The sequence below is a fragment of the Mycolicibacterium sp. XJ2546 genome, assembly GCF_053483195.1.
On record NZ_JBEFRW010000008.1, the window covers coordinates 185318 to 207572 of the forward strand.

Here is a 22255-nt window from a genome sequence, read left to right on the forward strand (position 1 = left end):
CCGGCACGGTGTCCCCAGTACCTTGGGCCAGGTCGTCGCGCAGTACGGCGGCGCGCATCAGCCCTCCCGGTCCTTGAGTTCGTCGGTGTGCTCGGTGATCGCGTTGACGATCGCTTCGCCCGCCCGGCCCAGCAGTTGGTCGCGCATGTCCTTGGCCCAGTCGTGCGACGCCCGCGGTGCGGTCAGCTGGCCCTTGAAGTGCGGGATCACTTGCCGAGCGAACAGTTCGTAGGAGTGATACGTCGCCGGTGGCGAGGCCCAGTCGTGGCCCAGCAGCAGTAGCGTGCCGAAACCGCCGGACTGTTCGAGCAGATCGTGAATGTGGGTGATCGCGTCACCCGGTGTGCCGATGCAGCAGTTGCCCTTGCTCGCATACTCTTCGACGAACTCGCGCGGAGATTGTTCACCTTCGACGTTGTTGGACAGCGGCACGAACCCGGCCGCACCGAAGTAGTTCGCGAAATCCGGTAACCCGTAGGTGCAGTCGTCGATCGCCTGCTCGCGGGTATCGGCCAGGTGCATGATCGACAGCACCCGCCAGTTGTTGCGGTCCGGTGCCGCGCGTCCCGACTTCTCGGCCTGATCGACGACCACCTGCCAGGTGTTCTCCAGTGCGGCGTATCCGCCCGGCACCGACATCGACAGCGAAAGCAGCGACGTGCCCAGCGCCCCGGCCAGTCGCGGTCCTGACGGCGAAATCATTGCTGCGGTGGATATTTCGGGATACGGCCAGGTGTAGGGCCGGATGTGTAGGGCGGCGTCGCGCAGGGTGAACCAGTCCGACGTCCTGGTGATTCGTTCGTCGGGTGCCGCGCGGAACAGTGCCAGGATCGCGTCCAGCGACTCCTGCATCATGCGGCGCTGGTCGACCGGATCGATGCCCATCATGTAGGCGTCCGACGGCAGCGCGCCCGGCCCGGTGCCGAACATCACCCGGCCGCGGGTGATGTGGTCCAGCAGCACCCAGCGGTCGGCGACCATCAGCGGATGGTGGTAGGGCAGCGACACCACACCGGTGCCGAGCCGGATGTGTTTGGTGCGTTCGGCGGCCGCGGCGATGAACACCTCGGGGCAGGCGATCAGCTCGTAACCACCGGAGTGATGTTCACCGAACCAGACCTCGTCGTAGCCGAGACCGTCCAGGGCGACGGTACGGTCCAGGTCGTATTCCAATGCCAGCGTGGGGGATTGGCCCACCGGATGAAACGGCGTGATGAACACTCCGAAGTTGAGTGGCCGCGTCATCTATAGCTCCAATCGCTTGAGGAATTCGACGAGTTCGGCGTTCACCTCGGTGGGACGCTCCTGCTGAATCCAGTGCCCCGCACCCTCGATCATCACCTCGCGGTACTTCCCGGTCACCAGGTGGTGGACGCGGTGGCGGGGCGTGTAGGCAAGCGTCGGGTCGGCGGTGCCGCCGATGAACAACGCGGGCACGGTGATGGTGGCGGCCGGTGTCGACGCCGTCAGCTCCCAGTTGCGGTCAAAGCAGCGATACCAATTCAGCGGTGCGGTGAACCCGTGGGCGGTGAACTCGGCGACGTAGTGGTCGAACTCCTCCTGGCTCAGCCAGTCGGGCAACCCGCCCGGTTCGGGGATGCGTTCGATGAACCCTTCCGGCCCGGGTTGGACCATGCGTAACGCGGCCGCCTCGTCTGCGGGCGTCGTCAGCGACCCGAACAGCTTGCGCATCGTGGTGGCCGGATCGCGGTTCAGGTCGGCGTCGGCGGGCCCGGGCTCCTGGAAGTAGAGGATGTAGAAAAAGTTGTCGCCGAAGATCTTGCGGAACGCCTGGGTGGTCGCAACCCGCGAGCGCGGCACCGGCGGCACGCTCAACCCGGCCACCCCGGCGAACCGGTCCGGGTGCAGCAGCGGTGCCGACCACGCCACCACCCCGCCGAAGTCGTGGCCCACGATCGCCGCCCGTTCGGCGCCGACGTCGTCGAGCAGACCCACCAGGTCGGCGCTCAGGTCGACGACGGTGTAGGCGTCGATTGCGTCGGGCTTCGACGAGCCGCCGTAGCCGCGCTGGTCGGGGGCGAGCACGTGAAAGCCCGCGTCGGCCAGCGCCGGGATCTGATGCCGCCACGAATAGGCCAGCTCGGGAAAGCCGTGGGCGAGTAAGACGAGCGGGGCGCCGCGCTCGCCCGCCTCGATCACCCGCAGGTGCACGCCGTTGGTTTCGACTAACCGTTCGGTCGAGGTCCGCACGGTCACTACCAAAGCACAGTTCGGCCGCGGCGCGAACGTGGATTACCCGCACGGCCCGAGCGCTCGGCGCGTGCCGGTAACCCACGTTCGGCGCACTACGCCCCGGATAGGGCGGCACCCGTCGGGAACCTTGACTCGTTGGTATAGCGGTAGCCTGGAAGTTCCCAGCTGCACGTATCGGAAGGAGACCGGCCGCGGGCGGCCGAAAGACATGACGCCGACGAAGGCCGAGGCTTGATGAACCGCAAAAATGTGATCCGCACGCTGACCGTGATCGCGGTGCTGTTGTTGCTGGGTTGGTCCTTCTTCTACTTCAGCGACGACACCCGCGAGTTCAAGCCCGTCGACACCTCGGTGGCGATGGCGCAGATCAACAACGACAACGTCGAGAGCGCGCAGATCGACGACCGTGAACAGCAGCTGCGGCTGGACCTGAAGAGCGGCAACCCCGACACCTCCGACAGCGACAAGATCATCAGCAAGTACCCGACCGGCTACGGCGTGACGGTGTTCGAGGCGCTGCAGAGCAAGGGCGCAAAGGTCAACACGGTCGTCAACCAGAGCTCGATGCTGGGCTCGCTGTTGATCTACCTGCTGCCGCTGCTGCTGCTGGTCGCCCTGTTCGTGATGTTCACCCGCATGCAGAGCGGTGGGCGGATGGGCTTCGGGTTCGGCAAATCGCGTGCCAAGCAGCTGACCAAGGACATGCCCAAGACCACGTTCTCCGACGTGGCAGGTGTCGATGAGGCCGTCGAAGAGCTCTACGAGATAAAGGACTTCCTGCAGAACCCGAGTAGGTACCAGGCGCTGGGCGCCAAGATCCCCAAGGGTGTGCTGCTCTTCGGCCCGCCCGGCACCGGTAAGACGCTGCTGGCCCGTGCCGTCGCCGGCGAGGCCGGGGTGCCGTTCTTCACGATCTCGGGTTCGGACTTCGTCGAGATGTTCGTCGGCGTCGGCGCCTCCCGGGTGCGCGACCTGTTCGAGCAGGCCAAGCAGAACAGCCCGTGCATCATCTTCGTCGACGAGATCGACGCAGTCGGCCGCCAGCGCGGCGCCGGTTTGGGCGGCGGCCACGACGAGCGCGAACAGACGCTGAACCAGCTGCTGGTCGAAATGGACGGCTTCGGCGACCGCCAGGGCGTCATCCTGATCGCCGCCACCAACCGCCCCGACATCCTCGATCCGGCGCTGCTGAGGCCTGGCCGCTTCGACCGACAGATCCCGGTCACCAGCCCCGACCTGGCGGGCCGGCGGGCCGTGCTCAAGGTGCATTCGGCGGGCAAGCCGATGGCGCCCGACGCTGATTTGGAGGGCCTGGCCAAGCGCACGGTCGGGATGTCCGGCGCCGACCTGGCCAACGTCATCAACGAAGCGGCGCTGCTGACTGCGCGCGAGAACGGCACCGTCATCACCGGGCCGGCGCTCGAAGAGGCCGTCGACCGCGTCGTGGGCGGGCCGCGCCGCAAGAGCCGCATCATCAGCGAGCACGAGAAGAAGATCACCGCCTACCACGAGGGCGGGCACACCCTGGCCGCGTGGGCGATGCCCGACATCGACCCGATCTACAAGGTCACGATTTTGGCTCGGGGCCGCACCGGCGGGCACGCGATGTCGGTGCCCGAGGACGACAAGGGTTTGATGACCCGCTCGGAGATGATTGCGCGGCTGGTGTTCGCCATGGGCGGACGCGCCGCCGAAGAGTTGGTGTTCCGTGAGCCGACCACCGGGGCGGTGTCCGATATCGAGCAGGCCACCAAGATCGCGCGCGCGATGGTCACCGAGTACGGCATGAGCTCCAAGCTCGGCGCGGTGCGCTACGGCACCGAACACGGTGACCCGTTCTTGGGCCGCACCATGGGGACCCAGGCCGACTACAGCCACGAAGTGGCCCGCGATATCGACGACGAGGTGCGCAAGCTCATCGAGGCCGCCCACACCGAGGCGTGGGAGATCCTCACCGAATACCGCGACGTGCTCGACACCTTGGCCGGCGAATTGCTGGAGAAGGAGACGCTGCACCGCCGCGAGCTCGAGGCGATCTTCGGCGACGTCAAGAAGCGTCCGCGGTTGACCATGTTCGACGACTTCGGTGGCCGGGTGCCGTCGGATAAGCCGCCGATCAAGACGCCCGGCGAGCTGGCGATGGAACGTGGCGAGGAATGGCCCAAACCGATGCCCGAGCCGGCGTTCAAGGCCGCCATCGCGCAGGCCAGCAAGGAAGCCGCTGCCCGGCAGGCCCAGAACGGCGCCAACGGTCACGGCAGCAACGGAGCCCCCGGCCCCGGTGCGACCCAACCGGACTACGGCGCGCCGGCCGGCTGGCACGCCCCCGGGTGGCCGCCGCAGCCGCAGCACCATCAGCCGTCGCATCAGCAACCGCACCCGCAGCAGCAACAGCCGCAGGGCTACTGGTATCCACCGCCGCAACCTCCCGGGTGGCATAACCCCGGTGCCGGCGGGGCCCCGCCCTATCCGCAGTATCAGCAGCCCTATCCGCAGCCGTCGGCGCCGAACCCCAACGACGATTCGCAGGACAACGAACGGTCCGGCGATAGGTCCAACCCGCCGGCGCACGGCTGACTGCCAGCAGGCTCTCACAGGAGGCGTATATGACGCGGTCGCAGCGCAGTTCGGCCACGATCTTCCCCAATGGCTTCACGCCCGCGACGTTCGACCAGACGCGGGCCGAGGCGGCGGTGCGCGAGCTGCTGCTCGCCGTGGGGGAGGACCCCGACCGCAACGGGCTCGAGGACACCCCGGCCCGGGTGGCGAGGGCGTACCGCGAGCTGTTCGCGGGCCTGTACACCGACCCGGACGCCGTGCTGGACACCACCTTTGATGAACAGCATGACGAAATGGTGCTGGTCAAGCAGATCCCGTTGTACTCCACGTGTGAGCACCACCTGGTGTCGTTTCACGGCGCCGCGCACGTCGGCTACATCCCCGGCGCCGACGGCCGGGTGACCGGGCTCTCCAAGATCGCCCGCCTCGTCGATCTGTACGCCAAGCGTCCACAAGTACAAGAACGGCTGACCGCACAGATCGCGGATGCGTTGATGCGCAAGCTCGATCCGCGCGGTGTGATCGTCGTGATCGAAGCCGAACACCTCTGCATGGCGATGCGCGGTGTCCGCAAACCCGGTGCCATCACCACCACCTCGGCGGTCCGCGGCCAGTTCAAACATGATGCGGCGTCGCGGGCCGAGGCGCTGGATCTCATCCTTCGGAAGTGAGACCGGCCAGCCCAATGCCCCCTTCGGGAACGCGCGTGCAGGTGATGGGCGTCGTGAACGTCACCGACGACTCATTCTCCGACGGGGGGCTTTTTCTCGACCGCGACCGCGCGATCGAGCACGGACTGGAGATGGCATCCGACGGCGCCCAGATCATCGACGTCGGCGGTGAGTCGACCCGGCCCGGCGCCACCCGCATCGGTCCCGAGATCGAAACCGCCCGCGTCTTGCCTGTCATCAAAGAACTTGCCGGACAAGGTCTTACGGTCAGCATCGACACCATGCACGCCGAGGTTGCCCGTGCGGCGCTCGAGAACGGCGCCAAGATCGTCAACGACGTGTCCGGCGGCCGCGCCGATCCGGACATGGCGCAGTTGTTGGCCGACGCGAAAGTGCCATGGGTGCTGATGCATTGGCGATCGGTGGGCGCAGAACGCCCCCATGAGGTGCCTGCCTACCGCGATGTGGTCGCCGACGTGCGCGCCGAACTGCTCGCCGGTGTCGACGCGGCGGTGGCCGCGGGCGTCGACCCGGGCAAGCTGATCATCGACCCGGGTCTGGGATTCGCCAAGACCGCCGAACACAATTGGGCGCTGCTGCGCGCGCTGCCGGAACTCGTCGGCACCGGGATTCCGGTCCTGGTCGGCGCCTCGCGAAAGCGCTTCCTCGGATCGTTGCTGGCCGACGCCGACGGCCGACCACGCCCACCCGACGGGCGTGAGACCGCGACCGCGGTGATCTCCACGCTGGCCGGTATGCAGGGCGCATGGGGTGTGCGGGTGCACGACGTGCGCGCCTCGGTCGACGCGCTCAAGGTGCTGGAGGCGTGGTCAGGGGCGCGGGGGCACCACCCGCGCGAAGCGCAGGGGGACGGAGCGACGGGAAGCAATTCGAGTGGCTGACCGAATCGAGTTGCGCGGCTTGACTGTCCGCGGGCACCACGGTGTTTTCGAACATGAGCGCCGCGACGGTCAGGATTTCGTCGTCGACATCACGGTGTGGGTTGACTTGGCGCCGGCCGCGGCCAGCGACGACCTCGACGACACCGTCGACTACGGCGGCTTGGCAAAGCTGGCCGCCGACATCGTCGCGGGCCCACCGCGCAACCTGATCGAGACGGTGGCCGGCGAGATCGCCGACGCGGTCATGGTTGACGCGCGGGTGCATGCCGTCGAGGTGGTGGTGCACAAACCCGGCGCGCCCATCCCGCTCGAGTTCGCCGACGTCGCGGTGGTGGCGCGACGGTCCCGGCGCGACGGCCGCCGCGCATGACCACAGTGGTGTTGTCGATCGGGTCGAACCTCGGTGACCGTCAGGCCCGGCTGCAGTCGGTGGTCGACGATCTCGCCGAGGCCGTGCGGGCGGTCTCACCGGTCTACCAGACCCAGCCGTGGGGTGGGGTCGAGCAGGAGCCCTTCCTCAACGCCGTGGTCATCGCTGAGGACCCAGGGCTCGACGCGACGGGCTGGTTGCGCCGTGCGCAGGGACTGGAACGCGCCGCCGAACGAGTGCGCGGTCAGCGCTGGGGTCCTCGAACGCTCGACGTAGACCTCATCACCTGCCATGCGGGTCAACGCGAGGTGCGTTGCAGCGACGACGATCTGACGTTGCCGCACCCGCGCGCCCACCAGCGCGCGTTCGTGCTCGTACCGTGGCTTGCCGTCGAACCCGATGCGACGCTCACCGTCGGCGACGTTGGCCGCCCGGTGCGGCAGTGGCTCGCCGAACTCGATGCCGCCGAACGTGACGGGGTACGGCCCGTCGGTGAATTGCACTGCTGATGGGCCCGACCCGCAAACGTGACCTGGCAGCGGCGACGGCGATCGCGGCCGTCGTCGGCTACCTGCTGGTGCTGGTGCTTTACAAATGGTTTCCGCCGATCACCGGGTGGACAGGTTTGTCGCTGCTCGCGGTGGCGATCGCCGAGGCGGGGTGGGCGTTCTACATCCGCGCCAAGATCCGCGACGGGCAGATCGGCGACGGCCCCGGCTGGCTGCACCCGCTGGCGGTCGCCCGCTCGGTGATGATCGCCAAAGCCTCGGCGTGGGTGGGCGCGCCGGTGCTCGGCTGGTGGTTGGCGGTGCTCGCCTACCTGTTACCACGACGCTCGACTTTGCGGGTCGCGGCAGAGGACACCCCCGGCGTCATCGTCGCGGCCGCGTGCGCATTGGCGTTGGTGGTCGCCGCGCTGTGGCTGCAGCATTGCTGTAAGTCGCCGAACGAACCCCAGGACAACGCCGACGGCGCAACCGATTAACGCCGCATCGGCGCCGACGCGCCGAATCGCCGCCGCGGTCGACACGCGCAGTGACCTGTGCCGGGTACAGTCGGCGCATGACCGATCTGCCCCGCAGCGCCCGCCCGCGGCGCAGCGGCCGCAGGCCGGGTTGGGTCCTGCTGAGTGCGTTGCTGGTCCTTGCGATCGCGGCCAGCTCTGCGTTGGTGTTCACCAACCGGGTGGAATTGCTCAAACTCGCTGTGATCCTGGCGTTGTGGGCCGCTGTGGTGGCGGCGTTCGTATCGGTCATTTACCGCAGGCAAAGCGACACGGATCAGGCCAAGGTGCGCGACCTCAAGCTGGTCTACGACTTGCAGCTGGAGCGCGAGATTTCGGCCCGCCGCGAGTACGAGCTGTCGGTGGAGACCCACCTGCGTCGTGAGCTCGCAGCCGAGATGCGCGCCCAGGCCGCCGACGAGGTGGCCGCCCTGCGGGCCGAACTGGCCGCGCTGCGCAGCAATCTGGAGATCCTGTTCGACGCCGAACTGTCGGACCGGCCCGCGCTGGAGACCGAACGCACGACCGTACGGGCCTACAGCGACTGGGCGCGTGACGACGAACGCCCCGGCCGCGTCGACGCCGACTACGGCGACGACCTCACCACCCGCACCGATGAAAGCCCGATCATCGACGTCGCCGCCGAACCCCATCCGCCCGAGTTCGAATGGGTGCCGCCGGCCAGCGCCGGAGGCGCGCACCGCAGAACCTCCGAGCCCGGGGAACGGCCTCAGTACGCCGAAGAACCCAGAACGTGGACACCACCACCCCCGCCGCCGCCGCCACCGCAAGCCGCGCCGCCGCCCCCGCCTGCGCCCGAACCTGAGCCGGCCGCACCCAGCAGCGCCCATTTCGATTGGGCCCCACTGGAAGAGCCCGAACCATCCCCGACCGGGTGGCGGCCCGCACCGGCCGACGGACAATGGCTGCCCCCTGGATCGCCGGGTAGCAACTGGGCGGCTCCGGTCGAGCAGGACCGCCCCACCGAGGAGTACGTCGGCAGGCGTCGCGCACCGGAACCGCCGCAGGCCCCGCCGCCACCGGTCGACGACCTGCCGCGCCGGGGCAGGCACTCGGTGCCGGCCGAGGCCGCCGACCCCGGTCGCCCGGCCGCGCCGCCCCAGGCGCCCGCCGAACCCGAGCAGCCCATGCCGCGTCGGCGCCGACGCAGCGCCGACGACGATACCGGCGGTCAGTCGGTCGCCGAACTGCTCGCCCGGCTGCAAGCCAGCCCGACCGGAGGCGGCCGTCGGCGCCGCCGCGAAGAGTGAGTTGATCAGTCAGTTATTATTTGGTCTGACCGTCTGGTACCCGCATCGCGGGACTGGAACGTAGGTATTTCTTACACTCAGCGAGGTCGCTGCATGCCGACGCCCGACGTCTTCCGCCCCGCGCGGCTCACGATCGGCATCATTTCTGCTGGTCGGGTGGGTTCTGCGCTGGGAGTGGCGCTGGAGCGGGCAGAGCATGTCGTGGTGGCCTGCAACGCCATCTCGCACGTATCCCGCGACCGCGCCAGCCGTCGGCTGCCCGACACCCTGGTGCTGCCGGTCGACGAGGTCGCCGCCCGCGCCGAGCTGTTGTTGCTCACCGTGCCCGACACCGAACTCGCCGGGCTGGTGTCGGGGCTGGCCACCACCGGGGTGGTGCGTCCGGGCACCATCGTCGTGCACACCTCCGGCGCCAACGGGGTGGCTGTGCTGGCCCCGTTGACCAAGCAGGGCTGCATCCCGCTGGCAATCCATCCGGCGATGACGTTCACCGGCGCCGACGAGGACATCGACCGGCTGCCCGAGGCCTGCTTTGGCATCACCGCCGCCGACGAGGTGGGGTACGCGATCGCCCAGTCGCTGGTGCTGGAGATCGGCGGTGAGCCGTTCCGGGTCCGCGAAGACGCCCGCACGCTATACCACGCAGCGTTGGCGCACGCCAGCAACCACCTGGTCACCGTCGTTCTGGACGCGCTCGAAGCGCTGCGTTCGGCGCTGTGGGGCCAGGAACTGCTCGGCCAGGAACTCGTCGACAACGCCCCGGGTGGTATCGCGGAGCGGGTCGTCGGGCCGCTCGCGCGGGCCTCGCTGGAGAACGCGCTGCAGCGCGGACAGGCCGCGTTGACCGGTCCGGTCGCCCGCGGCGACGCACCCGCGGTCGCCGGCCATCTGCAGGCCCTCGCCGAAGTGGAACCGCAACTGGAACAGGCTTATCGCGCCAATTCGCTGCGTACCGCGCAGCGCGCCCACGCCCCCGACGAGGTGTTCGCGGTATTGCAGGAAGCCGGACGCTCATGACCGGGCGCACACCGCAGTTCACCGCCCGCGAGTTGAACGTCTACTCCGACCCGCGCGACGTCTCCGCCGTCACCAGGGCGTTGCGCGCCACCGGGCGTCGGGTGATGTTGGTGCCGACGATGGGTGCCCTGCACGAGGGCCATCTGACGCTGATCCGCACCGCCAAACGCGTCCCGGGCGCTGTCGTGGTGGTGTCGATCTTCGTCAACCCGCTGCAGTTCGGCGCCAACGAGGACCTCGACGCCTATCCGCGCACGCTCGACGACGACCTCGCCGCGCTTCGCAAGGAAGGCGTGGAGATCGCGTTCACCCCGACCGCCGCCGATATCTACCCCGACGGTGTCCGCACCTGCGTGCAGCCGGGACCGCTCGGCGGGGAGCTTGAAGGCGCTTCGCGGCCTACGCATTTCGCGGGTGTCCTGACGGTGGTCCTCAAGCTGCTCAACATCGTCAAACCGGACCGCGCGTACTTCGGCGAGAAGGATTACCAGCAGCTCGTCCTTATCCGCCAGATGGTCGCCGACTTCAACCTCGACGTTGCGGTGGTGGGTGTCTCGATCGTGCGGGAGGCCGACGGGCTGGCGCTGTCGTCGCGCAACCGCTACCTCGACCCGGTGCAACGTGAGCAGGCGGGCGCGCTTTCGGCAGCGCTGCTGGCAGGCAGGTACGCGGCGGGAGAAGGAATGGCCGCGGCGCTGGACGCCGCCCATGCGGTGCTCGACGAGGTGCCCGCCATCAAGGTCGACTACCTGCAGGTGCGGGATCCGACGCTGGGGCCAGCGCCCACCACGGGTGCGGGCCGCATGCTCATCGCCGGGCGGCTGGGCGACACCCGGCTGCTCGACAACATCGCGATCGACATCGGGGTGCCGTCGGGCCCGGGCCCGCACGTGGAATACGACGAACACGAACTTCCATGGAGAAATTGATGTTAAGGACCATGCTGAAATCGAAAATCCACCGTGCGACGGTCACGCAGGCGGATCTGCACTACGTTGGGTCGGTCACCATCGACGCCGATCTGATGGACGCCGCGGATCTGCTCGAAGGTGAGCAGGTCACCATCGTCGACATCGACAACGGTGCCCGGTTGGTGACGTATGCGATCACCGGTGAACGCGGCAGCGGGGTGATCGGGATCAACGGTGCGGCTGCACATCTGGTCCACCCCGGTGACCTGGTGATCCTGATCGCCTACGGCACGATGGAAGACGCCGAAGCGCGCAGTTACCAGCCCAGGATCGTGTTCGTCGACGCCGACAACAAGCAGGTCGACCTCGGACACGATCCCGCCCATGTGCCGGCCGACGCGGCCGAGCTGATGTCGTCGCGGTGATCGTGTGCTGCTCGCGATCGACGTTCGCAACACCCACACCGTCGTCGGCCTGATATCCGGTTCCGGTGACCATGCAAAGGTGGTGCAGCACTGGCGGATTCGGACCGAACCGGAGGTAACCGCCGATGAGTTCGCGCTGACCATCGACGGCCTGATCGGTGACGACTCCGAACAGCTGACCGGGGCGGCCGCCCTGTCCACCGTGCCGTCGGTGATGCACGAGCTGCGCGAGATGCTCGGCCAGTACTGGCCGTCGGTGCCGCACGTGCTGATCGAACCGGGCGTGCGCACCGGCATCCCGCTGCTGGTCGACAACCCCAAGGAAGTCGGCGCCGACCGCATCGTCAACTGCTTGGCCGCCTTCCACAAGTACGGCACCGCGGCCATCGTCGTCGACTTCGGTTCGTCGATCTGCGTCGACGTGGTCTCGGCCAAGGGCGAGTTCCTCGGCGGGGCCATCGCGCCGGGACTGGAGGTCTCCTCGGACGCCTCGGCCACCAGATCGGCTGCCCTGCGCCGCGTCGAGCTGACCCGGCCCCGGTCGGTGGTGGGTAAGAACACCGTGGAGTGCATGCAGGCCGGTGCCGTGTTCGGGTTCGCCGGCCTGGTCGACGGCCTGGTGCAGCGGGTCCGCGACGACGTGGACGGCTTCGCGGGTTCCGACGTCGCCGTGGTGGCGACGGGTCACACCGCGCCGCTGCTGTTGCCCGATATGCGCACCGTCGAGCATTACGACCAGTATCTGACGCTGGGCGGTCTGCGCCTGGTGTTCGAACGCAACCGCGACAGCCAGCGGGGCCGCCTCAAGCAAGCCCGTTAGGCTGGCACGACGTGACCTCAGCTGATTCCCCCGACGCCGCCGACATTCCTGAGCAGTACCGGATCCGTCAGGCCAAGCGCGAGCGGCTGCTGGCCGACGGTCCAGACCCCTACCCGGTCGAAGTCCCCCGCACCCACACCCTGGCCGAGATCCGGCAGGCCTACCCGGATCTGACCGCCGACGCCGAGACGGGCCAGCTCGTCGGCGTCGCCGGCCGGGTGATGTTCGCGCGCAACTCCGGCAAGCTGTGCTTTGCCACGCTGCAGGAAGGTGACGGCACCCAGCTGCAGGCGATGCTGAGCCTGAACAAGGTCGGCCAGGAATCGCTGGACGCCTGGAAATCCGACGTCGACCTCGGCGACATCGTGTACGTCCACGGCGAGGTGATCAGCTCCCGGCGCGGTGAGCTTTCTGTGCTTGCCGATTCCTGGCAAATTGTTTCCAAAGCGCTGCGCCCACTTCCCGTCGCACATAAGGAAATGAGCGAAGAAGCGCGGGTGCGGCAGCGTTATGTCGATTTGATCGTGCGCCCGGAAGCACGCACGATCGCTCGTCAGCGAGTCGCGGTGGTACGGGCGGTGCGTTCAGCGCTGGAACGGCGCGGCTTTTTGGAAGTCGAGACGCCGATGCTGCAGACATTGGCCGGTGGCGCGGCCGCGCGACCTTTCGTCACCCACTCAAATGCCCTCGACACGGACTTGTATCTACGGATCGCGCCGGAACTGTTCCTCAAACGGGCCCTGGTCGGCGGTTTCGAGAAGGTCTTCGAGTTGAATCGGGTGTTCCGAAACGAGGGCGCGGATTCGACGCATTCGCCAGAATTCGCGATGCTCGAGACATATGAGGCGTACGGCACCTACGACGATTCCGCCGCCGTCACCCGTGAGCTTATTCAGGAGGTCGCCGACGAGGCTCTCGGCACCAGAAACGTGCCATTGCCGGATGGCAGTACCTACGATCTGGACGGTGAATGGCAGAGCATTCAAATGTATCCATCTCTGTCGGAAGCCCTCGGAGAAGAGATCACCCCCCAAACACCGGCCGAGAAGTTATGGGAGATCGCCGACCGACTCGATGCGGAGATTCCTCGCGACCGCGGGTATGGGCATGGGAAATTGGTCGAGGAACTGTGGGAACACACCGTCGGCAACACGCTTTGGGCGCCCACGTTCGTCCGCGACTTTCCGGTTGAAACGACACCGTTGACCCGTGCGCATCGCGACATCGAGGGGGTCACCGAAAAATGGGATCTCTACATCCGGCGCTTTGAACTTGCCACCGGATACTCTGAACTCATCGATCCGGTAATACAGCGCGAAAGGTTTGAAGCCCAAGCCCGCGCCGCGGCCGCCGGTGATGACGAAGCAATGGCCCTCGATGAGGATTTTCTCACCGCGTTGGAGTACGCGATGCCACCGTCGACGGGTACCGGAATGGGTATTGATAGGTTGTTGATGGCATTGACGGGCCTATCGATTCGGGAGACGGTTTTGTTCCCGATTGTTCGACGCCACGGGTCCTGAACCGGTTCGATTTCCGGTCTTGTTGAATGGTGCCGCCGCATATGGCAGATTGGTTCCAGGGTTTCGAGAACTAAAGTATCATTCTAGTTCTCAACGAGAAGGGCGTAGGTAAATGGCGAAGAAAGTGACTGTCACGCTGGTCGATGATTTCGACGGCGAAGGCACCGCCGACGAGACCGTTGAATTCGGCCTTGATGGTGTGAGTTACGAGATAGACCTTTCTTCGAAGAACGCCGCGAAGTTGCGCAACGACTTGAAGCAATGGGTGGAAGCCGGTCGTCGAGTGGGTGGTCGCCGCCGTGGCCGCTCGGCGGGGTCGGGCCGCGGTCGTGCGGCCATCGATCGTGAGCAGAGCGCCGCGATCAGGGAGTGGGCACGTCGCAACGGCCACAACGTCTCGACCCGCGGACGCATCCCGGCCGACATCATCGACGCCTTTCACGCGGCAACGTAGCCAGCCATCGCCCAAACGCCCAGGGAAGATCGAGCTCCACCAATCGTTCGCTTACCGCGAACCGGTCAGCGCCGATCGCCGGAAACGTTTTGGGCGACGTGGGCGTTGGCATAGGCAGCGCCGGGTACAAGGCCTATGGCGCACAAAGTCGTTACTGCATCGCCCCTCCGTACCGATCGGCAGGCGACGCAGCTGCGGCGGACGCCCTCTAGACTTGGGTGGCAGGTACGGCGTGCATGCGCAGTACCTATGTGATGGAGAGCAGGTATACACCGATGTTTGAGAGATTCACCGACCGTGCCCGCAGGGTCGTCGTCCTGGCTCAAGAAGAGGCCCGGATGCTCAACCACAACTACATCGGCACCGAGCACATCCTCTTGGGACTTATTCACGAGGGCGAGGGCGTAGCGGCCAAGTCGCTGGAATCGCTGGGCATCTCGCTCGAAGGCGTGCGCAGCCAAGTCGAGGAGATCATCGGCCAGGGCCAGCAGGCGCCGTCCGGACACATTCCCTTCACGCCGCGCGCCAAAAAGGTGCTGGAGCTGAGCCTGCGCGAGGCGCTGCAGCTCGGCCACAATTACATCGGCACCGAGCACATCCTGCTCGGGCTGATCCGTGAGGGCGAAGGCGTGGCGGCCCAGGTGTTGGTGAAGCTGGGTGCCGAGCTGACCCGGGTGCGTCAGCAGGTCATCCAGCTGCTGAGCGGATACCAGGGCAAGGAAACCGCGGAGGCCGGTACCGGCGGCCGCGGCGGCGAGGCGGGCAACCCGTCCACCTCGCTGGTGCTCGACCAGTTCGGCCGCAACCTGACCGCCGCCGCGATGGAGGGCAAGCTCGACCCGGTCATCGGCCGGGAGAAGGAAATCGAGCGGGTGATGCAGGTGCTGAGCCGGCGCACCAAGAACAACCCGGTGCTGATCGGTGAGCCCGGCGTCGGCAAGACCGCCGTCGTCGAGGGCCTCGCACAGGCAATCGTGCACGGCGAGGTCCCCGAGACGCTGAAGGACAAGCAGCTCTACACGCTCGATCTCGGCTCGCTGGTGGCCGGCAGCCGCTACCGCGGTGACTTCGAGGAACGCCTGAAGAAGGTGCTCAAGGAGATCAACACCCGCGGCGACATCATCCTGTTCATCGACGAGCTGCACACGCTGGTCGGGGCCGGTGCCGCCGAGGGCGCCATCGACGCGGCCAGCATCCTCAAGCCGAAGCTGGCCCGCGGCGAGCTGCAGACCATCGGCGCCACCACGCTCGACGAGTACCGCAAGTACATCGAGAAGGACGCCGCCCTGGAGCGCCGCTTCCAGCCGGTGCAGGTCGGGGAGCCGACGGTGGAGCACACCATCGAGATCCTCAAGGGGCTGCGCGACCGCTACGAAGCCCACCACCGGGTGTCGATCACCGACGGTGCGGTGGTTGCGGCGGCCACGCTGGCCGACCGCTACATCAACGACCGGTTCCTGCCGGATAAGGCGATCGACCTGATCGACGAGGCCGGCGCCCGGATGCGGATCCGCCGGATGACCGCGCCGCCCGACCTGCGCGAGTTCGACGAGAAGATCGCCGACGCCCGCCGGGAGAAGGAGTCCGCGATCGACGCGCAGGACTTCGAGAAGGCAGCGCGGCTGCGCGATCAGGAGAAGCAGCTGGTCGCTCAGCGTGCCGAGCGGGAGAAGCAGTGGCGCTCTGGCGATCTGGACGTGGTCGCCGAGGTCGACGACGAGCAGATCGCCGAGGTGCTGGGCAACTGGACCGGTATCCCCGTGTTCAAGCTGACCGAGGAGGAAACCACTCGGTTGCTGCGCATGGAGGATGAGCTGCACAAGCGGATCATCGGCCAGGAGGACGCCGTCAAGGCCGTCTCCAAGGCGATCCGGCGTACCCGTGCCGGGCTGAAGGATCCCAAGCGGCCGTCGGGCTCGTTCATCTTCGCCGGCCCGTCCGGCGTCGGGAAGACCGAGCTGTCCAAGGCGCTGGCCAACTTCCTGTTCGGCGAGGACGACGCGCTCATCCAGATCGACATGGGCGAGTTCCACGACCGCTTCACCGCGTCGCGGCTGTTCGGTGCCCCGCCGGGGTACGTGGGCTACGAGGAGGGCGGTCAGCTCACCGAGAAGGTGCGGCGTAAACCGTTCAGCGTGGTGCTCTTCGACGAGATCGAGAAGGCCCACCAGGAGATCTACAACAGCCTGTTGCAGGTCTTGGAGGACGGCCGGCTCACCGACGGTCAGGGTCGCACGGTCGACTTCAAGAACACCGTGCTGATCTTCACGTCCAACCTGGGCACCAAGGACATCTCCAAGGCGGTCGGGCTGGGCTTCACCCAGGGCGGCGGTGACAACGACTACGAGCGGATGAAGCAGAAGGTTCACGACGAGCTCAAGAAGCACTTCCGGCCGGAGTTCCTCAACCGTATCGACGACATCATCGTCTTCCACCAGCTCACTGAGGATGAGATTGTTCGGATGGTCGACCTGATGATCAGTCGGGTCGGCGAGCAGCTCAAGACCAAGGACATGGCGATGGAGCTGACCGACCGGGCCAAGCAGCTGCTGGCCAAGCGGGGGTTCGACCCGGTGCTCGGCGCTCGGCCGCTGCGGCGCACCATCCAGCGCGAGATCGAGGACCAGCTGTCGGAGAAGATCCTGTTCGAGGAGATCGGACCCGGCCAGCTCGTCACCGTCGACGTCGAGAACTGGGACGGCGAGGGCGCTGGCGAGGACGCGGTGTTCACCTTCACCGGCACCAAGAAGCCGGCCAAGGTGGAAGAGCCCGACCTCGCGCAAGCCGGTGCGGCAGGCGCCACCAGCGTGGCCGAATAACTCCATTACGCGAAGACCCCCGAGCTGTGGTTCGGGGGTTTTTGCGTTCCCGAGTCTCCATTCGACAGGCGATTGCTTAGGATGTGCGATGTAATCGGCAGGCAGAGGAATCTGGTGAGAATCCAGAACGGTCGCGCCACTGTGTCAAGTCAGACCCCACGCCTGTCGTCCACCTTGAACCGGGACGCGAAAATCCCCGAAAGGACACCGAAATGACCTCACCTGAGGCCCGCAGGTCGATCGCCCCTGCCATCGACTTCTCGGCGGCCAAGGCAGTCGCCTGGCTGACGTTGACCGCGTTCTTCGCCCTGCTGGTCATCTACTTCGTCGGGATGGATCAGGGCGCGACTTCGGTGTTCGGCAACAACACCGTCCTTCACGAGTTCGTACACGACGCCCGCCACCTGCTTGGCTTCCCCTGCCACTGATCGCCTGGTCGAAAAGAATGGAAAAGCAGATAATCGGGCGCGGGCTGCTGGCCGGCGCCGTGGCTGGCGTGTTCGCATTCCTGTTCGCAAGGATCTTCGTCGAACCCGTCATCGAACGGGCGATCGGCTATGAAGAAGGCGTCGGTGCCGCACAGGAGGCGATCGGCGGCCACGGCGGCCATCACCACCACCACGGCGGTGACGCGTTCGAAGGGTTCACCCGCGGCGTGCAGGCCAACATCGGTATGGGCTTCGGGGTGCTGGCGTTCAGCGTCGCGATCGGAGCGCTGTTCGCGGTGGTGTTCGCGGTGACGTACGGCCGTGTCGGCAACATCTCGGCGCGGCTGCTTTCGCTGTACGTGGGAGGCGGAATGGTGTTGAGCCTCTTCGTCGTTCCGGCGCTGAAGTATCCGCCCAGCCCGCCCGCGCTGAGCCTGGACGAGACCCTCCGCCAGCGCACGCTGTTGTACCTGCTGATGGTCGTGGTCTCCGCCGCGTTGTTGGTGGGCGCGGTGTATGCGGGGCGGCGGCTCGCCGAGCGGCTGGGCGCGTGGAACGGCGCGCTGGTGGCCGCCGGTGGTTACGTGGTGGCCGTCGCGGTGGTGATGCTGATCCTGCCGACCATCGACGAGACGCCGGGACCGCTGCTGGATGCGGCCGGAAATATGGTCTACGAAGGCTTCCCGGCCAATGATCTGTACGAGTTTCGGCTCTACTCGCTGGGCACCCTGATCGTGCTGTACCTGACGATCGCGTTGGTGTTCGGCGCCATGGCGGCCCGGCTGCTGGAGCCCAAGCGGCAGGAGAACTCCATCCCGGCATGACCGAAGTCGTCCGGCTGACCCTCGTGTCACACGCCATGACCGACGCGATGGCGGCTGGCCGGTTTCCCACCGACGAGGCGCTGAACTCCGTGGGCCATCGTCAGATCGCCGCGTCGACCGACCTCGGCACGGTCGACGCCGCGGTCTGCGGGCCCGAGAAGCGGACCCGCCAAACCGCGGATCTGCTCGGCCTGCAGGCCTCGGTCGAACCGCGGCTGTCTGACCTCGACTGCGGCCGTTGGCGAGGCGATGTGCTGGGTCGGCTGCGCCCGGATGACCTGGCGATCTGGTTGACCGACCCGACGCGGGCCCCGCACGGTGGTGAGAGTGTCGTCGAATTGACCGATCGGGTGCGCGACTGGATGGGCTCGCTGCCCGAGCGTCGCGGCGGGCTGGTCGCGGTCACCCACCCCGCCGTGGTGCGAGCGGCCGTGCTGGCAGCGCTCGACGCGCCTCCGAAATCGTTCTGGCGCATCGACATTGCACCGATGAGCCGCACCGTTCTGCACTACCGCGGGCACGCCTGGACGCTGCGCTCCGGTCGGTAGGTCAGCCGATCGGCACCAGGTCGAAGGTCTGGTGTGCGATCGACAGCAGCCAGCCCGCCGCGGTCGGGCTGCGGAATTGCGGCCAGTTCAGCTGGAAGCTGACGACCCAGGGCTGGCCGGTGTGGTCCACGGCGTACCAACTGAACGTCAAGTCCCCTGGCAGGTTTCCGCCCTTGGCGCCGATATACGTCCACTTCGACCGGTCCAGGTCGATGCCGGGGATGGCGGAAAGGATGTCCTTCACCGGTGCGGCCTTGCCGACCGCGCCGGCTTGCAGAGCGGCGTGCACCCGGCAGATGTCTTCGGCGCTGCCGTACCACTCGGCCCCGAACTCGGATGCGGGTGTGTGGGTGCGCTGCGGATCCGGTTCATAAGGACGCGAATTGGTCTGCTGCAGCAGGGCGGCACGGCCCTCCCGGGAGGCGCTCTTCCACTCGTCGCGCAGATCGGGTTTGCCCCATCCGACCGAGAACAACTCGTGCATCGTCGGGAACGGGGTCATGCTCGCCGGGTCATGGTGGCCTGCGGTGATGAGCGCATGTTCGACGGCGCCCGTGCCCACCCGATCGATCAGCAGATCGGTGGCCATGTTGTCGCTTGCCGAGATCATGTGCTGGGCAGCGGTTCTGACCGATATCTGAGCACCAGGCGGAAGGTCCTCGAGGGCGGCCGAGCCGACGGCCTTAGCCCGTTCGGTGATGGTCAGTGAGTCGGTCCAGTCCAGGGTGCCCGCGTTGACCGCTTCGGAAACCGCCAGCAGCACATAGAGTTTGAAGATCGATGCCAGCGGCAACGACAGGTCGGTGTTGGTGCCTTCCACCACGGTGCAGTCGCGGCTGCCGGGCCGCACCTTGGACACCTGATAGGAGTAACGCGCCCCGGACTTCGTCAACTCGGCGTCGATGTCTGACCAGCTGTCGATCGCCGGTGGCTGCAGCGACACGTCCAGCTCGTCGACCATGCCTGCGTCGTCGGTGTGCAACGTGATCTGCTGCTCGACGCCGTAGGACGTCACGACGTCGAGTGTGGCCTGGCCGGCACCGATGTCCACACCGGTCACGGTGAACGGACGATCCCACCAGATCTTGTCGAGCTGCACCCCGATGTCGTCGACCTCGCCTGGTGCGGCCAGGGTACGCACGCTGACCTCACCGATCGGCCAGTCCGAGTTCAGCATGTCCATGGTCTGCTTGGCCCGCAGACCCTGTGGAGTGTTGATCTCGATCGGCACGCCGTATGCCGCATCGGCCGGTGGAGGAGCGCTCTGGGCGCATCCGGCCAACGCGATGACGAGCGCGACCGCAACCGCTAGGCCGGTGGCGCGGCGCGGGTCAGCCTTGCCGTTATTTACTGCCACCCGCAACGTCAAGGACGACCTCGAACTCCAGTAGGGATGCGCCGGTAGCCACCGGGTTAGCCTGTTGACCCTTGTGCGCCTCGATGGCTGGCCCGGTCGCCCACGCCTGGAACGCCTCTTCGGACTCCCATTGGGTCACCACGAAGTAGCGGTCCTCACCCTTGATGGGACGCAGCAGCTGAAAGCCAAGAAAACCGGGTTGGTTGTCGACGGCGTGAGCCCGGTTAGCGAAGCGTTTCTCCAGTTCGGGGCCTGCGTCGGCAGGGACTTCGATTGCGTTGATCTTCACCACGGGGTTTTGGCTTGGCATGCGAATCAGGCTACCGAATGGGTGCGACGCCGTCGGAGGCGTGATGATGTCGGCATGCTGTTGACGTCGCGCGGCGGCCGGGGCCGTCCGCTGGTGCTGGTGCATGGCCTGATGGGACGCGGCAGCACCTGGTCTCGTCAGCTGCCGTGGTTGACCCGGCTCGGCGCGGTGTACACCTACGACGCGCCGTGGCACCGGGGCCGCGACGTCGACGACCCGCACCCGATCAGCACCGAGCGGTTCGTCTCCGACCTCGGCGACGCGGTGGCAGAGATCGGCAGGCCCGCGATTCTGATCGGGCATTCGATGGGCGCGCTGCACTCCTGGTGTCTGGCCGCGACGCACCCCGACCTGGTCGAGGCCCTTGTCATCGAGGACATGGCGCCCGACTTCCGCGGCCGCACCACCGGCCCATGGGAACCGTGGCTGCACGCCCTGCCCGTGGAATTCGAATCGGCCCAACGGGTGTACGACGAGTTCGGACCGGTCGCGGGCCAGTACTTCCTCGAGGCCTTCGATCGCACGGAAACCGGTTGGCGGCTGCACGGGCACCCGAAGGTGTGGATCGAGATCGCCGCCGAATGGGGCAACCGCGACTACTGGCGCGAGTGGGAGGCCGTGCGCGCACCCGCCTTGCTGATCGAGGCGGGTAACTCGGTCACACCGTCGGGGCAGATGCGGCGTATGGCCGTGACCGGTTGCCAGACAACGTATCTGGCTGTTCCTGAGGCCGGCCATCTCGTCCACGACGATGCGCCGGACGTCTACCGGCAGGCGGTGGAGTCGTTTCTGTCGCCCAATCAACGCGAAAAATCAGTGGCAGGAAAGGTTCGTTGAGATAAAATGCTGCCATGCCCTTGAAGAGCGTATCCACGCTGGTGCTCGACGGTCTGGCGATGTTTGAGTTCGGCGTCATCTGCGAGGTCTTCGGCATCGACCGGTCCGCAGACGGCGTGCCGAACTTCGATTTCAAGGTCTGCGGGCCCCAACCGGGACGGCCCATCGCCACCTCGATCGGCGCGACGCTGACGCCCGAGCACGGCCTGGACGACCTGGTCGGTGCGGACCTGGTGACCATCCCCGCGATCGGGGGCTCGGAGTACCTGCCCGGCGCGCTGGCCGCCGTCAGGGCGGCCGCCGATGCCGGTTCGATCATCCTCACGGTGTGCTCGGGTGCGTTCGTCGCCGGGGCGGCCGGCCTGCTCGACGGCAGACCGTGCACGACGCACTGGATGCATGCCGACGAACTGGCCCGCGAGTATCCGACCGCCAAGGTCGACCGCAACGTGCTCTACGTCGACGACGGCAACCTCATCACGAGCGCGGGCACCGCCGCGGGGATCGACGCCTGCCTTCATCTGGTGCGCCGCGAACTCGGTAGCGAGGTGACCAACAAGATCGCCCGGCGCATGGTGGTGGCACCGCAGCGGGACGGCGGTCAGCGCCAGTACATCGATCAGCCGATTCCGGTGCGATGTTCGGAACGCTTTGCGCCGCATCTTGATTGGATATTGGCCAACCTCGACCGGCCGCATACTGTCGCGGCCCTGGCGGCGCGTGCGCACATGTCGGCTCGCACGTTCGCCCGCCGGTTCGTCGAGGAGACCGGGCGTACCCCGATGCAGTGGGTGACCGACCAGCGGGTGCTGTACGCGCGCCGGTTGCTCGAGGAAACCGACCTCGACGTCGACAGGATCGCCGAGCGGTCGGGCTTCGGCACCGCGACGCTGCTGCGACATCATTTCCGCAGGATCATCGGGGTGACACCGTCGGACTACCGGCGCCGGTTCGCCTGTGGCGCAGCAGGCGAAGCGGCCAGCGCCTGACGC

Annotated in this window: 23 protein-coding genes; 19 read left to right on the top strand and 4 right to left on the bottom strand. The window is 67.0% G+C overall.

Annotation, left to right across the window (positions count from 1 at the left end; genetic code table 11):
• Window positions 1-57 precede the first annotated feature (57 nt).
• Both ABQE44_RS15600 and ABQE44_RS15605 read right to left on the bottom strand, forming a co-directional pair.
• Window positions 58-1245, bottom strand: a complete 1188-nt coding sequence (locus ABQE44_RS15600) for an LLM class flavin-dependent oxidoreductase (protein WP_448430723.1) — start codon at window positions 1243-1245, stop codon at window positions 58-60.
• Window positions 1246-2211, bottom strand: coding sequence for an alpha/beta fold hydrolase (locus ABQE44_RS15605; RefSeq protein ID WP_448430782.1), 966 nt, complete (start codon window positions 2209-2211; stop codon window positions 1246-1248).
• 237 nt (window positions 2212-2448) lie between these two features.
• Here ABQE44_RS15605 and ftsH point away from each other — a divergent pair, with 237 nt between their 5' ends.
• From ftsH to ABQE44_RS15690, 17 genes are all read left to right on the top strand, one after another.
• Window positions 2449-4791 carry an ATP-dependent zinc metalloprotease FtsH gene (gene ftsH, locus ABQE44_RS15610; protein ID WP_448391936.1) on the top strand — a complete coding sequence of 781 codons (2343 nt, stop codon included), beginning with the start codon at window positions 2449-2451 and terminating at the stop codon, window positions 4789-4791.
• Window positions 4792-4820: 29 nt separating this feature from the next.
• Complete coding sequence (gene folE / locus ABQE44_RS15615) at window positions 4821-5444, top strand: GTP cyclohydrolase I FolE (protein ID WP_448391937.1); 624 nt, start codon at window positions 4821-4823, stop codon at window positions 5442-5444.
• A 44-nt stretch (window positions 5445-5488) separates the two neighbouring features.
• Complete coding sequence (gene folP, locus ABQE44_RS15620; RefSeq protein ID WP_448430725.1) at window positions 5489-6346, top strand: dihydropteroate synthase; 858 nt, start codon at window positions 5489-5491, stop codon at window positions 6344-6346.
• Window positions 6339-6716, top strand: coding sequence for a dihydroneopterin aldolase (gene folB / locus ABQE44_RS15625; RefSeq protein ID WP_448430727.1), 378 nt, complete (start codon window positions 6339-6341; stop codon window positions 6714-6716). Before folP ends, folB begins: the two co-directional genes overlap by 8 nt.
• Entirely contained in the window at window positions 6713-7225 is a 513-nt protein-coding gene (gene folK / locus ABQE44_RS15630) for a 2-amino-4-hydroxy-6-hydroxymethyldihydropteridine diphosphokinase (protein ID WP_448391939.1), read from the top strand. Before folB ends, folK begins: the two co-directional genes overlap by 4 nt.
• On the top strand, window positions 7225-7701 hold the full coding sequence (locus ABQE44_RS15635; protein WP_448391940.1) for a DUF3180 domain-containing protein: 477 nt from the start codon (window positions 7225-7227) through the stop codon (window positions 7699-7701). The genes folK and ABQE44_RS15635 overlap by 1 nt, the downstream gene beginning before the upstream one ends.
• A 77-nt stretch (window positions 7702-7778) precedes the next feature.
• Window positions 7779-8990: a DUF6779 domain-containing protein gene (locus ABQE44_RS15640; RefSeq protein WP_448391941.1), complete on the top strand. Its 1212-nt coding sequence runs from the start codon at window positions 7779-7781 to the stop codon at window positions 8988-8990.
• Window positions 8991-9083: 93 nt separating this feature from the next.
• Window positions 9084-10007: a Rossmann-like and DUF2520 domain-containing protein gene (locus ABQE44_RS15645; RefSeq protein ID WP_448391942.1), complete on the top strand. Its 924-nt coding sequence runs from the start codon at window positions 9084-9086 to the stop codon at window positions 10005-10007.
• Window positions 10004-10936, top strand: a complete 933-nt coding sequence (gene panC, locus ABQE44_RS15650) for a pantoate--beta-alanine ligase (RefSeq protein WP_448430729.1) — start codon at window positions 10004-10006, stop codon at window positions 10934-10936. Before ABQE44_RS15645 ends, panC begins: the two co-directional genes overlap by 4 nt.
• Window positions 10936-11343 (top strand): aspartate 1-decarboxylase, encoded by a 408-nt coding sequence (gene panD / locus ABQE44_RS15655; protein ID WP_448391944.1) that lies wholly within the window; start codon window positions 10936-10938, stop codon window positions 11341-11343. The genes panC and panD overlap by 1 nt, the downstream gene beginning before the upstream one ends.
• 4 nt (window positions 11344-11347) lie before the next feature.
• Entirely contained in the window at window positions 11348-12163 is an 816-nt protein-coding gene (locus tag ABQE44_RS15660; RefSeq protein ID WP_448391945.1) for a type III pantothenate kinase, read from the top strand.
• 11 nt (window positions 12164-12174) lie between these two features.
• A complete protein-coding gene (gene lysS, locus ABQE44_RS15665; RefSeq protein ID WP_448430731.1) occupies window positions 12175-13686 on the top strand; it encodes a lysine--tRNA ligase in 1512 nt (503 codons plus the stop codon).
• Window positions 13687-13798: 112 nt separating this feature from the next.
• On the top strand, window positions 13799-14140 hold the full coding sequence (gene lsr2, locus ABQE44_RS15670) for a histone-like nucleoid-structuring protein Lsr2 (RefSeq protein ID WP_427059480.1): 342 nt from the start codon (window positions 13799-13801) through the stop codon (window positions 14138-14140).
• A gap of 275 nt (window positions 14141-14415) precedes the next feature.
• Complete coding sequence (clpC1, locus tag ABQE44_RS15675; RefSeq protein WP_448391947.1) at window positions 14416-16959, top strand: ATP-dependent protease ATP-binding subunit ClpC; 2544 nt, start codon at window positions 14416-14418, stop codon at window positions 16957-16959.
• A gap of 212 nt (window positions 16960-17171) precedes the next feature.
• Window positions 17172-17387, top strand: a complete 216-nt coding sequence (locus tag ABQE44_RS15680) for a CbtB domain-containing protein (RefSeq protein ID WP_448391948.1) — start codon at window positions 17172-17174, stop codon at window positions 17385-17387.
• Between the two features lie 17 nt (window positions 17388-17404).
• Window positions 17405-18211, top strand: coding sequence for a CbtA family protein (locus ABQE44_RS15685; RefSeq protein WP_448430733.1), 807 nt, complete (start codon window positions 17405-17407; stop codon window positions 18209-18211).
• On the top strand, window positions 18208-18759 hold the full coding sequence (locus ABQE44_RS15690; RefSeq protein WP_448430734.1) for a histidine phosphatase family protein: 552 nt from the start codon (window positions 18208-18210) through the stop codon (window positions 18757-18759). Before ABQE44_RS15685 ends, ABQE44_RS15690 begins: the two co-directional genes overlap by 4 nt.
• Before the next feature lies 1 nt (window position 18760).
• On the opposite strand, the gene ABQE44_RS15695 is transcribed toward ABQE44_RS15690, so the two are convergent.
• Together ABQE44_RS15695 and mhuD are read right to left on the bottom strand one after the other, a co-directional pair.
• Window positions 18761-20116 carry a serine hydrolase gene (locus tag ABQE44_RS15695; protein WP_448391951.1) on the bottom strand — a complete coding sequence of 452 codons (1356 nt, stop codon included), beginning with the start codon at window positions 20114-20116 and terminating at the stop codon, window positions 18761-18763.
• Window positions 20103-20426: a mycobilin-forming heme oxygenase MhuD gene (mhuD, locus tag ABQE44_RS15700; RefSeq protein ID WP_448391952.1), complete on the bottom strand. Its 324-nt coding sequence runs from the start codon at window positions 20424-20426 to the stop codon at window positions 20103-20105. The genes ABQE44_RS15695 and mhuD overlap by 14 nt, the downstream gene beginning before the upstream one ends.
• 54 nt (window positions 20427-20480) lie before the next feature.
• Between mhuD and ABQE44_RS15705 the strand changes: the two genes are divergently transcribed.
• Both ABQE44_RS15705 and ABQE44_RS15710 read left to right on the top strand, forming a co-directional pair.
• Window positions 20481-21263 carry an alpha/beta fold hydrolase gene (locus ABQE44_RS15705; RefSeq protein WP_448430736.1) on the top strand — a complete coding sequence of 261 codons (783 nt, stop codon included), beginning with the start codon at window positions 20481-20483 and terminating at the stop codon, window positions 21261-21263.
• 14 nt (window positions 21264-21277) lie between these two features.
• Window positions 21278-22252: a GlxA family transcriptional regulator gene (locus ABQE44_RS15710; RefSeq protein WP_448391954.1), complete on the top strand. Its 975-nt coding sequence runs from the start codon at window positions 21278-21280 to the stop codon at window positions 22250-22252.
• Window positions 22253-22255: the final 3 nt, after the last annotated feature.

Excerpts from the sequence above, each read along its gene's own strand:
- ABQE44_RS15600 (WP_448430723.1), bottom strand. The coding sequence starts at position 1,245 with ATGACGCGGCCACTCAACTTCGGAGTGTTCATCACGCCGTTTCATCCG.
- ftsH (WP_448391936.1), top strand. The coding sequence starts at position 2,449 with ATGAACCGCAAAAATGTGATCCGCACGCTGACCGTGATCGCGGTGCTG.
- folE (WP_448391937.1), top strand. The coding sequence starts at position 4,821 with ATGACGCGGTCGCAGCGCAGTTCGGCCACGATCTTCCCCAATGGCTTC.
- folP (WP_448430725.1), top strand. The coding sequence starts at position 5,489 with ATGGGCGTCGTGAACGTCACCGACGACTCATTCTCCGACGGGGGGCTT.
- folK (WP_448391939.1), top strand. The coding sequence starts at position 6,713 with ATGACCACAGTGGTGTTGTCGATCGGGTCGAACCTCGGTGACCGTCAG.
- ABQE44_RS15635 (WP_448391940.1), top strand. The coding sequence starts at position 7,225 with ATGGGCCCGACCCGCAAACGTGACCTGGCAGCGGCGACGGCGATCGCG.
- ABQE44_RS15640 (WP_448391941.1), top strand. The coding sequence starts at position 7,779 with ATGACCGATCTGCCCCGCAGCGCCCGCCCGCGGCGCAGCGGCCGCAGG.
- ABQE44_RS15645 (WP_448391942.1), top strand. The coding sequence starts at position 9,084 with ATGCCGACGCCCGACGTCTTCCGCCCCGCGCGGCTCACGATCGGCATC.
- panC (WP_448430729.1), top strand. The coding sequence starts at position 10,004 with ATGACCGGGCGCACACCGCAGTTCACCGCCCGCGAGTTGAACGTCTAC.
- panD (WP_448391944.1), top strand. The coding sequence starts at position 10,936 with ATGTTAAGGACCATGCTGAAATCGAAAATCCACCGTGCGACGGTCACG.
- lsr2 (WP_427059480.1), top strand. The coding sequence starts at position 13,799 with ATGGCGAAGAAAGTGACTGTCACGCTGGTCGATGATTTCGACGGCGAA.
- clpC1 (WP_448391947.1), top strand. The coding sequence starts at position 14,416 with ATGTTTGAGAGATTCACCGACCGTGCCCGCAGGGTCGTCGTCCTGGCT.
- ABQE44_RS15680 (WP_448391948.1), top strand. The coding sequence starts at position 17,172 with ATGACCTCACCTGAGGCCCGCAGGTCGATCGCCCCTGCCATCGACTTC.
- ABQE44_RS15685 (WP_448430733.1), top strand. The coding sequence starts at position 17,405 with ATGGAAAAGCAGATAATCGGGCGCGGGCTGCTGGCCGGCGCCGTGGCT.
- ABQE44_RS15690 (WP_448430734.1), top strand. The coding sequence starts at position 18,208 with ATGACCGAAGTCGTCCGGCTGACCCTCGTGTCACACGCCATGACCGAC.
- mhuD (WP_448391952.1), bottom strand. The coding sequence starts at position 20,426 with ATGCCAAGCCAAAACCCCGTGGTGAAGATCAACGCAATCGAAGTCCCT.
- ABQE44_RS15705 (WP_448430736.1), top strand. The coding sequence starts at position 20,481 with ATGCTGTTGACGTCGCGCGGCGGCCGGGGCCGTCCGCTGGTGCTGGTG.
- ABQE44_RS15710 (WP_448391954.1), top strand. The coding sequence starts at position 21,278 with ATGCCCTTGAAGAGCGTATCCACGCTGGTGCTCGACGGTCTGGCGATG.